Origin of the sequence: Streptomyces orinoci (assembly GCF_003121295.1) — a bacterium.
In the GTDB taxonomy this organism is placed as follows: domain Bacteria; phylum Actinomycetota; class Actinomycetes; order Streptomycetales; family Streptomycetaceae; genus Streptomyces; species Streptomyces orinoci.
This window is the reverse complement of record NZ_PHNC01000009.1, coordinates 120,207-133,697: the sequence shown is the minus strand read 5'-3', so window position 1 is coordinate 133,697 and position 13,491 is coordinate 120,207. Positions and strand designations below refer to the sequence as shown.

Annotated in this window: 7 protein-coding genes; 2 read left to right on the top strand and 5 right to left on the bottom strand. The window is 69.5% G+C overall.

What is annotated here, in order from left to right:
* Positions 1-136: 136 nt before the first annotated feature.
* Positions 137-1,411, top strand: a complete 1,275-nt coding sequence (locus CV755_RS07130) for a protein-glutamine gamma-glutamyltransferase (protein ID WP_338323624.1) — start codon at positions 137-139, stop codon at positions 1,409-1,411.
* A gap of 520 nt (positions 1,412-1,931) precedes the next feature.
* On the opposite strand, the gene CV755_RS07125 is transcribed toward CV755_RS07130, so the two are convergent.
* Positions 1,932-2,255: a hypothetical protein gene (locus CV755_RS07125; RefSeq protein ID WP_109279321.1), complete on the bottom strand. Its 324-nt coding sequence runs from the start codon at positions 2,253-2,255 to the stop codon at positions 1,932-1,934.
* A 795-nt stretch (positions 2,256-3,050) separates the two neighbouring features.
* Between CV755_RS07125 and CV755_RS07120 the strand changes: the two genes are divergently transcribed.
* Complete coding sequence (locus tag CV755_RS07120) at positions 3,051-3,323, top strand: hypothetical protein (RefSeq protein ID WP_153068602.1); 273 nt, start codon at positions 3,051-3,053, stop codon at positions 3,321-3,323.
* An 84-nt stretch (positions 3,324-3,407) separates the two neighbouring features.
* On the opposite strand, the gene CV755_RS07115 is transcribed toward CV755_RS07120, so the two are convergent.
* From CV755_RS07115 to CV755_RS07100, 4 genes are all read right to left on the bottom strand, one after another.
* The gene (locus CV755_RS07115; protein WP_109279319.1) at positions 3,408-4,274 is read right to left on the bottom strand and encodes a 3-hydroxybutyryl-CoA dehydrogenase; all 867 of its coding nucleotides are present in this window, start codon (positions 4,272-4,274) and stop codon (positions 3,408-3,410) included.
* A complete protein-coding gene (locus CV755_RS07110; protein ID WP_109279318.1) occupies positions 4,271-5,269 on the bottom strand; it encodes a 3-oxoacyl-ACP synthase III family protein in 999 nt (332 codons plus the stop codon). The genes CV755_RS07115 and CV755_RS07110 overlap by 4 nt, the downstream gene beginning before the upstream one ends.
* Before the next feature lie 54 nt (positions 5,270-5,323).
* The gene (gene ccrA, locus CV755_RS07105; RefSeq protein ID WP_109279317.1) at positions 5,324-6,649 is read right to left on the bottom strand and encodes a crotonyl-CoA carboxylase/reductase; all 1,326 of its coding nucleotides are present in this window, start codon (positions 6,647-6,649) and stop codon (positions 5,324-5,326) included.
* A 626-nt stretch (positions 6,650-7,275) separates the two neighbouring features.
* Complete coding sequence (locus CV755_RS07100; RefSeq protein WP_422070515.1) at positions 7,276-13,491, bottom strand: type I polyketide synthase; 6,216 nt, start codon at positions 13,489-13,491, stop codon at positions 7,276-7,278.

The window sequence follows — 13,491 nt, the reverse complement described above, 5'->3', positions numbered from 1 at the left end:
GATCAACGGCCCCGCCCGACCCGGGCGAGAGAGTCGCGCCCAGCATGCCAGGCGGCCACCACGGTCATGGCCCGCAACAACCGCACCCCCCGCCGGCGCGGCAGCGTACAACCGCGCGGCGGCTGGCCGCATTCGCATGCCCTCGTTCACGAGATTTCATCCAAGGGAGTCATTGATTTCCATGCGTAAAAGTCGGAGATTCTTCGCGTTCGCCACGGTGAGTGCGGTCATATGCACCGCCGGATTGATGCCGTCGGTCAGCCAGGCCGCCGGCAACGGCAGCGGGGAAGAGAAGCGGTCCTATGCCGAAACGCACGGCCTGACGGCGAACGATGTCGAGAACATCAATGCACTCAACGAAAGAGCCCTGGCTCTGGGCCGGCCCGGCGCCGCGCCGTCATTCCGGTCCCCCAGCTTCTCCGATGACCGGGAAACCCCTCCCGCCGAGCCGCTCGACAGGATGCCCGACGCATACCGGGCCTACGCGGGAAGGGCCACTACGGTCGTCAACAACTACATACGCAAGTGGCAGCAGGTCTACAGCCACCGCGACGGCAAGAAGCAGCAGATGACTGAAGAGCAGCGAGAAAAGCTGTCCTATGGCTGCGTCGGCGTCACCTGGCTCAACTCGGGCCCCTACCCGACGAACAAGTTGGCGTTCGCGTTCTTCGACGAGAACAAGTACAAGAACGACCTGAGGAACACCAGGCCCCGGCCCGGTGAAACGCGAGCGGAGTTCGAAGGCCGCACCGCCAAGGCCGGCTTCGACGAGGAGAAGGGTTTCAGGCGGGCGCGTGAAGTGGCGTCCATCATGAACAAGGCCCTGGAAAACGCGCACGACGAGGGCACTTACATCGACAACCTCAAGACAGAACTCATGAACCACAATGACGCTCTGCTCCACGAGGACAGCCGCTCGAACTTCTACTCGGCACTGCGGAATACACCGTCCTTCAAGGAAAGGGACGGAGGCAACTACGACCCGTCCCGGATGAAAGCGGTGATCTACTCGAAGCACTTCTGGAGCGGGCAGGACCAGTGGGGCTCCTCCGACAAGAGGAAGTACGGCGACCCGGACGCCTTCCGGCCCGACCAGGAGACCGGCCTGGTCGACATGTCGAAGGACAGAAACGTCCCGCGCAGCCCCGCCAACCCCGGTGAACGCTGGGTCAATTTCGACTACGGCTGGTTCGGTGCCCAAGCAGAGGCGGATGCCGACAAGACCATCTGGACCCACGCCGACCACTATCACGCGCCCAATGGCGACCTGGGCCCGATGCACGTCTACGAAAGCAGGTTCCGGAACTGGTCCGCAGGGTACGAGGACTTCGACCGCGGAACCTACATGATCGCGTTTATACCCAGGAGTTGGAACACCGCCCCCGCCAAGGTCGAGCAGGGCTGGCCCTGACAGAACAGGGTAGGGGGACCGGGCTGCCCGGCCCCCCTACCGCACCAGCGGACAGACCGTGGGCCGGGGAGTGCCGCGCCCGGCCCTGAAGCCCGCCGACGAGGCGGTCTGCAGAAGCGAACGCTCCGAGAGTGGCTGACAAGGCCGTCGTGGGAGTTTCGATCCCTGCGCTGATCTGGGATGTTCCCGTCACCCGTACGGTGACATGCGGTGTGCCGAAGTGCGTAGGCGATTAGGGGGCGGTGGCGACTGCCGAGGGGAACTGGCCGCAGCCGCCCCCCTCCCCCCCGGATGAGCCACTGGGAATGGCACGCGGGGAGCGGCTGTCGTAACAGGTGGCGGCACGGCGCCGCAGTAGGCCGACTCAGAGCCGTCCGAGCGTCCAGGTCCCTTCAGGTTCCGGCGCGTGGCGGTTCACCGGATTCGTCACCAGACCGGACTGCCGCGTCCGTAGTACCTGGCCCCCCACCCCGGCGACCGCCGCCATGGCGAGACCGGTGGCGTCGCGCCTCCGCGAGGGTCAACTCATCTCATGCCCGTCCAGGTGGTAGATCTCGATCGTCACCCGCGCGGCCTGGGGGTCCAGGAATTGCTCCACCAACGCCTCGTTGAGCTTGTTGCGGGACCAGGCGTCCCGGGCCTTCTGGCACAGCTCCTTCAAGCCCAGGCCGGCCCCGGTGGGCCTGCGCAGCCTGTTCTGGTCCACCCACGAGGCCCTGGTGGTACGGAGGAATTCGGCCGTCCGGTCCTTGTTGGGGTTTCCCGCCTGGTCGAACGAGAGGTAGCGGTGGGGCGGGAGGCCATTGCGGTTGGGAATGGCCTGGTTGTTGAGCGCCTGGCTCAACAACCTCCGGGAGGCGTCGGTCCATCCGATGGCGGCGTGCTGGGGGGGCTCCAGGTGGCGCCGTGTGCGAGGGCATCGTTCATTTCGATCGTGGATATGTTGCTGAGGATGAAGTGGCCTGACATGGCGCTCCTTTGGGGGAACGCAGCGCTGAACTGGCCGAACGCGCGGCGCGCTGGGCGACTCTGTGTCTTCGCGGTGATCGGGGATGCGAGTCGGCGATTTCGGATCACCGGAAGCCGGAACGGCTATTCGTCCGGGAAGTGTTCCAGGAGATCGTCAACGGATAAGGGCACGGGAAGGCGTCTCTCTCATAGGCGGCGGCGGGAGGTTGCGGAAGTTCCGTGCCGACGCGACGAGGGCAGCACATCGCCCGACGTTCGAGGCACGGCGAGATATGTACATGGCAAAGCGCTCGGCGTTCAAACCGACGAGCAAGGCAGCGAACAGAAACCGCCAGGTGTCCAACCCACGTGGTGACGAGGGCAGTTACACCGGGCTGCCGGCCGGCTGCCCGCATCAGAGGGCGGGGCGGTCTCCGGCGGACCCCAGTATGGGCTGGCGGCCGGCCACACTCCCATGGTTTCCCGCGCCTTGGCCGTAAACCGCTTGTGGCCGGCGGCATCCGGCCATGGGACCGGCCTCGGCCGTTTCCCTTCGATACGCACACGGGCAGACTGCTGGGGCGGCCCGCCGACGGGTACCCGCGGCGGTCACGGTGCCGGAAAGAGAACTCCATCCACACAACCTGCCTGTCGGGTGGGGCCCATGGCGGGATCCGGTCCGATCGGGGCAGTGGATCCGATCTGCTTCGGCGGCGACATCGTGACCGTTGACGACGCCCGGCCCACGGCCGAGGCGGTGGCCGTCAAGGACGGCCGGATCGCCGCCGTCGGCGACCTGGCCCATGTGCTGGATCTGGCCGATGAAGGCACCCGGACGGCCAACCTGTACGGACGGGCGCTGCTGCCCGGTTTTGTCGATGCGCACAGCCACCTTTCGCTGATCGGGTTCCAGGCCGGCGCGGCCAATCTGCTGCCCCCGCCGGGCTTGGTGCACGAGGCCTGACACTCGTAGCCGCCGGCCAAAGCGCGGAGCCGTAGGGCGGCGGCAGCCGCCCTACGGTCCAGGAGTGTGCATGTCTCACACGCGTCAGCGGTAGGTGTAGAACCCCCGGCCGGTTTTCCGGCCCAACAGCCCCGCTTCCACCAGCCGGACCAGCAGGGGCGGCGGTGCGTAAAGCGGTTCCTTGTACTCCTCGTAGAGGGCGTCGGCGACCGAGGCCACGATGTCCAGGCCGATCATGTCGGCGAGCCTCAGCGGACCGACCGGGTGCGCACAGCCGACCGTCATCCCCTGGTCGATGACCTCGGCGGGAGCCATGCCGGAGTCCACCATCCGGATGGCCGAGAGCAGATAGGGAATGAGCAGGGAGTTGACCACGAACCCGGCCCGGTCGGGCGAGCGGATCACCTGCTTGCCGAGGGTCTCGGTGACCAGTGTCCGGGTACGGTCATAGACCCGCTGGTCGGTGAGGAGCGAGCCGACCAGCTCCACCAGCGGGAGGACGGGTACCGGGCTGAAGAAGTGGACGCCCAGCACGCGTTCCGGCCGGTTGGTGGCGCGGGCGATGCGGATGATGGGGATGGAGGAGGTGTTCGACGCCAGGATCGCGTCCGGATCTTCGACGATCTTGTCCAGGGTGCTGAACAGCTCGGTCTTGGCCGGTTCGTCCTCCTTGATGGCCTCGACGACCAGCTGGCGGTCGGCGAGGTCGATGAGGTCCACGGTGAACGAGATCCGGCCGAGCGCCGCGTCCCGGTCCGTCTCGCTGAGCTTGCCCTTGTGGACGGCGCGGTCCAGCGAGCCGCGAATCCGCTTCAGGCCCGCGGTGGCGGAGGCGGACCGGGAGACGGCGACCGTCACCTCCAGTCCGGCCTTGGCACACACCTCGGCGATGCCCGAGCCCATCAGTCCGCAGCCGACGATGCCGACCCGTCGGATGTCCGGCTCGCTCATGCCGTCACCGCCCAGTGCATCAGGCCGACGCCCAGGGACATCCCGCCGCCGAAGCCGCCGAGCAGCACCAGGTCTCCGTCCTTGAGACGGCCGGCCCGGTTGGCCTCGTCCAGTGTCACCGGGATGGAGGCGCTGCCGGTGTTGCCGTAGCGCTCCAGGGTCCGGTGGGTATGCGCTCCCGCCAGACCGGCACGTGTCACCAGTTCGGAGAGCATCACGCCATTGGGCTGGTGGGGCACGAAGTGCTGGATCCGGTCGATGGCGACACCGGTCCGGTCGGAGAACTTCCGCAGGAACGGGGGGAAATTGTCCATCACAAAGTCCCGGACGCCCCGGCCCTCCATCCGGAAGTAGTGGCCGCCCTCGGCGATCGTCTCCGCGGAGGCGGGCAGCCGGCTGCCGCCCGCTTCGACCCGGATAAGCCGGTGCGCGTCTCCCCGGCTGCCCAGCTCGAAGTCGATGAAGCCACGCCCCTCGGGGACCGGTCCGACCACCGCCGCACCCGCGCCGTCACCGAGCAGCACCGCGGTCCTGCGGTCGGAGAAGTCCAGGATCCTGGAGTAGACATCGGCGCCAACGACCAGGGCGTGGCTGCCCGGCCGCTGGGCCACCAGGCTGCGGGCCAGTGCCAGGCCGTAGACGAATCCGCTGCACACCACATTGATGTCAAAGCAAGCCGCCGCGTGGGCGTCCAGCGCCCGCTGCACATGGTAAGCGGTGGGCGGTTGCGGGGAGTCGGGGGTCGAGGTGGAGACGATGAGGTAGTCGATCCGCTCCGCGGCTGTCCCGGCCTGCTCCAGCGCGCCGGCGGCCGCCCTTGTCGCGAGGTCGGACGTGGCCTCGTCCGGTGCGGCGTAACGCCGCCCGAGGATCTGCGTCTTGTTCTCGATCCACTCGGTGGGCACCCCCACCCGGGCCGCGACCTCGGCGTTGCCGACTTCCTCCTTGGGCAGATACGACCCGGTACCCAGGATTCCAATGGACTGCCTTGACATCGGCACTTGCACCTTTCGTCGATGAAAACCGCTCAACTGCCCGTGCTCGACAGCTCAGTTCTCGCGGAGCGGGTTCAGATACCGCTCGCCCAGCTTGTCGCGCAGTTCGCGGTTGGTGACGCCCAGCCCGTCGGCGGGGGCCAGACAGCGCACACCGACCTTGCCTATGTGCTGGTTCATCTGCACCAGTCGGGTGGCTTCACCGACCTCGGCAAGCGGATACACCCGGGAGACGATCGGCCGGAGCTTGCCGATGCCGAAGAGCCGGCTGCATTCGACCTGCTCATTCAGGTTCGCGCCATGACTGCCCAGGATGCGCTTGGAGTTCATCCACAGATAGCGGTTGTCGTAGTCGTGCTGGTATCCGGTGCTGGAGCCGCAGGTGACCACGGTGCCACCGCGCCTTACCACGAACACCGATATCCCGAAGGTGGCCCGGCCGACATAGTCGAAGGCGACATGGGGGTCCTCCCCCACCTGGTCGCGGATGATCCGCCCCAGCCGCTTTCCGTACTCGATGGTGCGCTCGGGAGTGAGTTCGCCGCCGAGCCCGATCTCGGAGCGGTTGATAACCACATCGCAGCCCAGCTCGCGCAGTTGGCGCGCCTTGGCCTCCGAGCTGACCACACCTACCGCGATGCCACCGGCGTTCTTGACCATCTGCACGGCGAAGGCGCCCAGTCCTCCGGTGGCGCCCCAGATGAGCACCACATCACCGAGCTTGATGCGGGCGCCCTTGTCACTGATCAGCATGCGGTACGAGGTGGCCGCGGTCAGCATGCTGCTTCCCGCTTCCTCCCAGGTCAGATGGCCCGGCTTGGCCATCAGCTGGTTCGCCTTGACGACCGCGTAGTGCGCCAGGCCGCCGAAGTTGGTCTCATAGCCCCAGGCGCGCTGCTCGGCGCCCAGCATGCCGTCCGCATGGGTGGCCGGCTCATGGTCGTCCACCTGGATGCAGCTCATCATGACGTGGTCGCCGACGTTCCAGCGACTGACGCCGATGCCCGCCCTGACCACCACGCCGGTGCCGTCGGAGCCCAGGACGTGGTACGGACGGTCATGCCGGGTGGCGAAGCCGCCGCGCTTGCCGTACCGCTTGAGGAAGTTGAAGGTGGGCATCGGCTCGAACGTCGCCGACCAGACGGTGTTGTAGTTGATGGAGCTCGCCATGACGGCGACCAGCACCTCGTCCGGGGCGAGTTCGGGCATCGGCACCTCGCCGACCCGCATCGATTTGCGTACATCCTTGTCCGCGACGTCCTCGAACATCCCGACGTCGTCCACCCGGGTGTGGGCGGCGAGGTAGGAGTCCGGCACCGGCTCCCGCAGCAGTTCGGCGGGGGATGCCCCTGCAAGTACGGCCTCGGTCAAGGAATCCATGACACTCCCTGTTTGCTGATACAGCGCGTATGAGAGGCCCTGCGAATCATGCGGGGTCGAAGGACCGCGGCAGGGCATGTGGTTGAGGGGGAGGTTCCGGTCGCGCAAGGGAAATGCCACCGAAGGCAACCGGCAGCGGCTACTGCATGTCGCGGTTCGCAGCCGGTCCGGAAAGCGCGATATCGGCACACCAGAGACAGCGACCGGCGTTCATGATTCCCCCATGAATTAAGAAACCCCGTGTGCAGGCTGCGCGTGAGCAACTCCTGCCGCACCCAGGCGATATCAATGGATATCACATGCCACCGGGGCGTCTTGAAAGCGTCTTGCAGTGGTCATCACACTAGATCGATTGGACGCCACCCACAACTTCTGAATCGCTATCACATCCCGGCGCAGCACACTGATTTGGGACATAACCTGTACGAACATCCACCATCCACCGCCTGTGATATGCCCCACATGCCACATGGGGCGGTGACGGCGGGAATTCATGGAATATGGCCGCAGGGATAAACGCCGCGTTAGTAAAGCGCGTCGGCCATCGCGGTGCCGGCTTCTTGAATGGCCCCCGCCCCGGCATCGTATGGATGCCGGGGCGGGGCACTCATCAGGGCCGGGCGCCTTCAGGAGGCGGGGTGGCCGAGCCAGTCGAGGACCGGCCGGGCCGCCGAGGCGGCGTGTTCCTCCATCATCGTCCAGTGGTTCCCCGGTACCTCGACCGCGGTGTGCGGCAGTTGCCAGGTGGCCTGCATGGCGGGGGCATGGGCCTGGTCCTTGTTGACGATCCGTTCACCGGCGCGCACAAACAGGGTGGGAGCGAGGAGGTCGGTCGGCTCCCAGTCAGCGAAGACCCGGAAGTAGCCGCCCATGCCGGTCAGCCTGGTGAAGTCCACTCCGTCCACCACCCCCTCCCGGTCGAACATGCTGTCCATAAAGACCGACGCGAAGCCGTGGATGGCGTCGTTGCCGGGCAGATAGGTGTCCAGCAGCACCACACCGGCGAGCTTCTCCCCGAGGCTCTCCAGCCGGGCGGCCACGGCATGGGCGAGCCAGCCTCCGGAGGAGTGCCCGGCCAGTGCGACCGGTCCCCCTTCGGCGCAGGCCAGCACCGCCTCCGCCTGGGCGGCGATGAGAGCTTCGGGCGAGCGCGGCAGTGCCTCCCCTTCGGCGAAGCCGGGGGGCACCAGCACCGAGACATCACAGACGCCCTGGAAGGCCGCCGCGAAGCGCGCGTACTGGTGGACGCTGGACAGCGCCACCGGGGCGGCAAAGCAGACCAGCGACGGCCGCCCCGGGCCCCGGGAGAGCCGCACCGGTTTCGGGGCGTGCCGGGCGCCGTCCGCCGCGTCGAAGGCGGGGCGGATCCTGGACGCCGCCATCAGGAGTTCCACGCCGTCCTGGTACTGGCCGGCGTCACATGCCTGGCGGAACAGGGCCTCGATGGACCCGGCCGGCGCCGGAGCGGACGAGGTACCGGTCGGCTTCCCGCCCTGGTCGGCGGCGTCCTGCACACCGGAATCCGCCAGCAGTTGGCGCAGGTGCGCGGCGACCGCGCCCGGCGTCGGATGATCGAAGATCAGCGTCGCCGACAGCCGGAACCCGCCCGCCGCCATCAGCCGGTTGCGCAACTCGATGGCGGCCAGCGAGTCGAACCCCAGGTCGGTGAAGGGCTGGTCGGCCTCGATCGCCGCCCCGGAGGTATGGCCGAGTACCGCGGCCACCTGGTCGCGTACCGCCGTACCGAGGAACCGGTCCCACTCGGTCTCCGGCAGCTCCAGCAGAGCGCGCCGCAGGCCGCCGGTGCCGCCCTCGGCGGCGGGCCGGGTACGGCGCACCGGGGCCCGTACCAGGTCTCGCAGCAGCGGCGGCACCAAGTCGCCGCTGGATTCGGCGAGTTCGAGCCGCATGGGCACCAGGGTGGCGTCCTGGCCGGCGATGGCGGCGTCGAAGAGCGCCAGACCCTCCTGGTCCGAGAGCGCCCCCAGACCCGACCGGCGCAACCGTCGCAGTTCGGCCGCGCCGAGTCCTTCGGTCATGCCGCTGAGCCGGGCCCACATGCCCCAGGCCAGGGAGACCGCGGGACGGCCGGCCGCCCGCCGTTGGTGGGCCAGCGCGTCCAGAAACGCGTTCGCCGCCGCGTAGTTGCCCTGTCCGGCCCCGCCCAGCGTGCCCGCCAGCGACGAGAACAGTACGAACATGGACAGGTCCGCGTCGGCGGTCAGCTCATGCAGGTTCCAGGCCCCGTCCACCTTGGGACGCAGCACCGCGGCCATCCGCTGCGGGGTCAGCGAGCCGATCACCCCGTCGTCGGTGATCCCGGCGGCGTGCACCACACCGGTCAGCGGATGCTCGTCCGGTATGGCGGCCAGGACCCGCGCCAACGCGTCCCGGTCGGCGACATCGACCGCGGCGATCGTCACCGAGGCGCCGAGCGCGGCCAGTTCGGCGGTCAGCCCGGCGGCGCCCGGGGCGGCGGTGCCCTGCCTGCTGGTGAGCACCAGATGCCGCACGCCACGGTCGGCGACCAGATGCCGGGCCACCAGGGCACCCAGCGTTCCGGTGCCACCGGTGACGAGTACGGTGCCGGCCGCGTCGGGCTGGGACTCGGACGGGGCGGCCACCGCGGCCCGTACCAGCCGGGCGGCGGACACCACGCCCCGGCGGATGATCAGCTGTGGCTCGTCCGGGCCGAGGGCGGACGGCACCGCGGCGCGGGACTCCTCCGTACCGTCCAGGTCCAACAGCGCAAAGCGACCGGGGTGTTCGGCCTGCGCGGAACGCACCAGACCCCACACGGCGGCGGCCGCCGGGTCCGTCACGGCCGGGGCCATCGCGCCCTGGGTGACGACCACCAGCCGCGCCGAGGCGAACCTCTCATCCGCCAGCCAGGACTGCAACAGGCCGAGTACGGCACCGGTCAGCCGGTGCGCGCGGTCCGCCGGGCCCAGGGCGTCCACCGGGCCCGGCACTGCTGCCAGCACCAGGTCCGGGACCGTAGCGCCGGACTCCCGCAGCGCCGCCAGGTCCTGGTGGCTGTCGATGGGGATACCCGCACCCGCGAACGCCTGGCGCAGCCCTGACTGCTCCGGGCCTACCAGGGCACACCGGCCGGCGCGGGCCGGGCCGGCGTCCGCGGCCGGAAGCGGCGTCCACTCCAGCCGGAACAGCGACCGCCGGTAGGCACCGGCCTGCAACTGCCCGGCGCTGACCGGCCGCAGCACCAGTGACGCCACGGACGCCACCGGAGCGCCCGAGGTGTCGGCGGCCGCGAACGAGACCGCATCCGTTCCGGCCGGGGCCAGTCGCACCCGCAGCGTGGTGGCGGCCACGTGGTGCAGCCGCACCCCGCTCCAGGAGAAGGGCAGCCGTCCCTGGCCGGTGTCGGCCAACAGCCCGCCCAGGTTCAGACCGTGCATCGCCGCATCCAGCAGCGCCGGATGGATACCAAAGCCGTCGGCCGCGTCCCGCGTCCGGTCCGGCTGCTCCACCTCGGCGAAGACCTCGTCACCGAGCCGCCAGGCTGCCCGCAGGCCCTGGAAGGCCGGTCCGTAGCCGAACCCCGAGTCGGCCAGCCGCTCATAGAAACCGTCCAGCGGCACCGGCTCGGCTCCGATGGGCGGCCAGACCTCCGGGCTCCACGGGGGCGCGGCGTCCGGCGTGCCGGCGAGCGCCCCTTCGGCGTTGAGCGTCCACTCCGGGTCCGTCTCGGCACCGGCCGGACGGGAGTACACCCGCACCGGCCGACGGCCCTCCTCGTCGGCCGCGCCCACCACCAACTGCAGGGCGACCGCGCCCTGTTCCGGCAGGATCAGCGGAGCGTGCAGGGTCAGCTCGGCCAACTGGCCGCAGCCCAGCCGGTCTCCGGCGCACAGGGCCAGGTCCACCAGGGCCGTACCGGGAAGCAGGACCACACCGGCCACGGCATGGTCGGCGAGCCACGGGTGGGTGTTCAGCGACAAGCGGCCGGTGAGCAGCAGCCCGTCGGAGTCGGGCAGTTCCACGACGGCACCCAGCAGCGGGTGACCGGCCGGTCCCAGCCCGGCGAACTCGACATCCCCCGCCGGAACCCCACCATCCAGCCAGTACCGCTCGTGCTGGAAGGCGTAGGTGGGCAGGTCCACCCGGCGGGCACCACGGCCCGCGAAGAACCGGGCCCAGTCCACGGCCGCGCCCCGCACATGGGCCTGGGCGATCGCGGTGGTGAGGGTGTGCGCCTCGGGGCGGTCGGCGCGCAGGACCGGTACGAACAGCGCGTCGGCGCTGTCCTGGCCCATGGCGGAGAGCACGCCGTCCGGGCCCAGTTCGATGAACGTGGTCACGCCCTGGCCGGCCAACGCGCCTATGCCGTCGGCGAACCGGACAGCCTCCCGGACATGCCGCACCCAGTACTCCGGAGCGCACAGCGCCTCGGCGGTGGCGAGCTCACCCGTCAGATTCGATACCACCGGGATACGCGGCGCCTGGTACGACAGGCTCTCGGCGACCTTCCGGAAGTCGGCCAGCATCGGCTCCATGCGCGGCGAATGGAACGCATGCGACACCGTCAGGCGCTTGGTCTTACGACCCTGCTCCACAAACCCGGCCGCCAACTCGACAACCGCGTCCTCGTCACCCGAAATCACCACGGACAACGGGCCATTGACGGCGGCGATCGACACCCGGCCCCGGTAGCCGGCCAGCACCTCCAGGACCTCGGCCTCGGTGGCCTGGACAGCCACCATCGCACCACCCTCAGGCAGCGCCTGCATCAGCCGGCCACGCGCCGCCACCAGCACACACACATCCGCCAACGACCACACACCCGCCACATACGCGGCGGCCAGCTCACCGATCGAGTGGCCCGCCAGATAATCCGGCGCAATCCCCCACGACTCCACCAGGCGGAACAACGCCACCTCAACCGCGAACAACGCCGCCTGAGCGTAAACAGTCCGGTCGATCAACCCGACCCCGCCGAACACCACCTCACGCAGCGGACGGTCCAACTCACGGTCGAACTCGGCACACACCGCATCAAAGGCCTCGGCGAACACCGGGAACGCCGCATACAACTCCCGGCCCATCCCCACCCGCTGCGCACCCTGACCGGTAAAGAGCACGGCCAGTTTGCTGCGGCGGGAAGCGACCCCTCGTACCACACCGGGTACGTCCCGGCCTTCGGCGAGCGCGGCCAGTGCGGCGGCGAAAGCCTCCTGGTCCGCTGCCACCACCGCGGCGCGGTGGTCCATCAGGGCACGGGAAGTCACCAGGGACAGACCGATGTTGTGGGTTTCGCTGTCCGGCTGGGCGGCGAGATGGGTGTGGAGGCGGTGTGCCTGGGCGCGCAGGGCGCCCTCGGACCTGGCGGTCAGCACCCAGGGCACCGTGTCGGTCCGCACGGTGGGCTCCGGGGAGGCGCCGGGGGCGACGGCCGGTGCCTGTTCCACGATGGCGTGTGCGTTGGTGCCGCTGATGCCGAACGAGGAGATGCCAGCGCGGCGCGGGCGGCCGGTCTCCGGCCAGTCACGGGCCTCGGTCAGCAACTCCACCGCGCCCGCCGACCAGTCCACCTGCGGTGAGGGCTCGTCGATGTGCAGGGTCCGCGGCAGCGCACCGTGCCGCATCGCCATCACCATCTTGATCACACCGGCCACACCCGCGGCCGCCTGGGTGTGCCCGATGTTCGACTTGAGCGAGCCGAGCCACAGCGGACGGTCCGCCGGGCGCTCCTGACCATAGGTGGCCAGCAGCGCCTGTGCCTCGATCGGATCGCCCAGCCTGGTGCCGGTGCCATGCGCCTCCACGGCGTCGATCTCGTCGGCGGACAGCCGGGCGTCGGCCAGCGCCTGCCGGATCACCCGTTGCTGGGAGGGGCCGTTGGGCGCGGTCAGACCGTTGGACGCACCGTCCTGGTTGACCGCGGTGCCGCGGACCACGGCCAGTACCGGGCGGCCGTTGCGCTGGGCGTCGGACAGCCGCTCCAGCAGCAGCATGCCCACTCCCTCGCCCAGTCCGGTGCCGTCCGCGGCGGCGGCGAACGCCTTGCACCGGCCGTCCGCCGCCAGTCCCCGCTGCCGGGAGAACTCCAGCAGGGTCACCGGAGAGGACATCACCGAGACCCCGCCGGCCAGTGCCATCGAGCACTCGCCGGAGCGCAGTGACTGGACGGCGAGGTGCAGCGCCACCAGCGAGGACGAGCAGGCGGTGTCGAGGGTGACGGCGGGGCCTTCCAGCCCGTAGGTGTACGACAGACGCCCGGAGGCGATGCTGCCCGAGTTGCCGTTGCCGATGTAGCCGGCCACATCGTCCGGTACGGCGCGCAGCCGGGCCGCGTAGTCGTGGTACATCACCCCGGCGAACACGCCGGTGCGGCTGCCCTTGAGCGAGGTCGGGTCCAGGCCGGCCCGCTCGAACGCCTCCCAGGCGGTTTCCAGCAGCAGGCGGTGCTGCGGGTCGGTGGCCAGCGCCTCACGCGGGGAGATGCCGAACGGTACGGGGTCGAACTCCCCCGCGTCGTAGAGGAATCCGCCCTCCCGTGTGTATGCGGTACCGACCCGGTCCGGGTCGGGGTCGTAGAGCTTCGCCACGTCCCAGCCGCGGTCCTCCGGCAGCGCGGACACCGCGTCGGTGCCGTTGGACACCAGCCGCCACAGGTCCTCCGGGGAGCCGACGCCACCGGGGTAGCGGCAGGCCATGCCCACGATGGCGATGGGCTCCTGGTCACCGGACTCCAGCTCGCGCAGCCGCAGCCGCGCCTCCTGGAGGTCGGCGGTCACACGGCGGAGATAGCTGAGGAGCTTTTCCTCGTTCATCACAGACTCATCGCTCCTCGCGGGTTGTCGTCTAGGTTGCGGGGCCAT

Excerpts from the sequence above, each read along its gene's own strand:
- CV755_RS07115 (WP_109279319.1), bottom strand. The coding sequence starts at position 4,274 with ATGAGCGAGCCGGACATCCGACGGGTCGGCATCGTCGGCTGCGGACTG.
- CV755_RS07110 (WP_109279318.1), bottom strand. The coding sequence starts at position 5,269 with ATGTCAAGGCAGTCCATTGGAATCCTGGGTACCGGGTCGTATCTGCCC.
- CV755_RS07130 (WP_338323624.1), top strand. The coding sequence starts at position 137 with ATGCCCTCGTTCACGAGATTTCATCCAAGGGAGTCATTGATTTCCATG.
- ccrA (WP_109279317.1), bottom strand. The coding sequence starts at position 6,649 with ATGGATTCCTTGACCGAGGCCGTACTTGCAGGGGCATCCCCCGCCGAA.
- CV755_RS07100 (WP_422070515.1), bottom strand. The coding sequence starts at position 13,491 with ATGGCCCCGCAACCTAGACGACAACCCGCGAGGAGCGATGAGTCTGTG.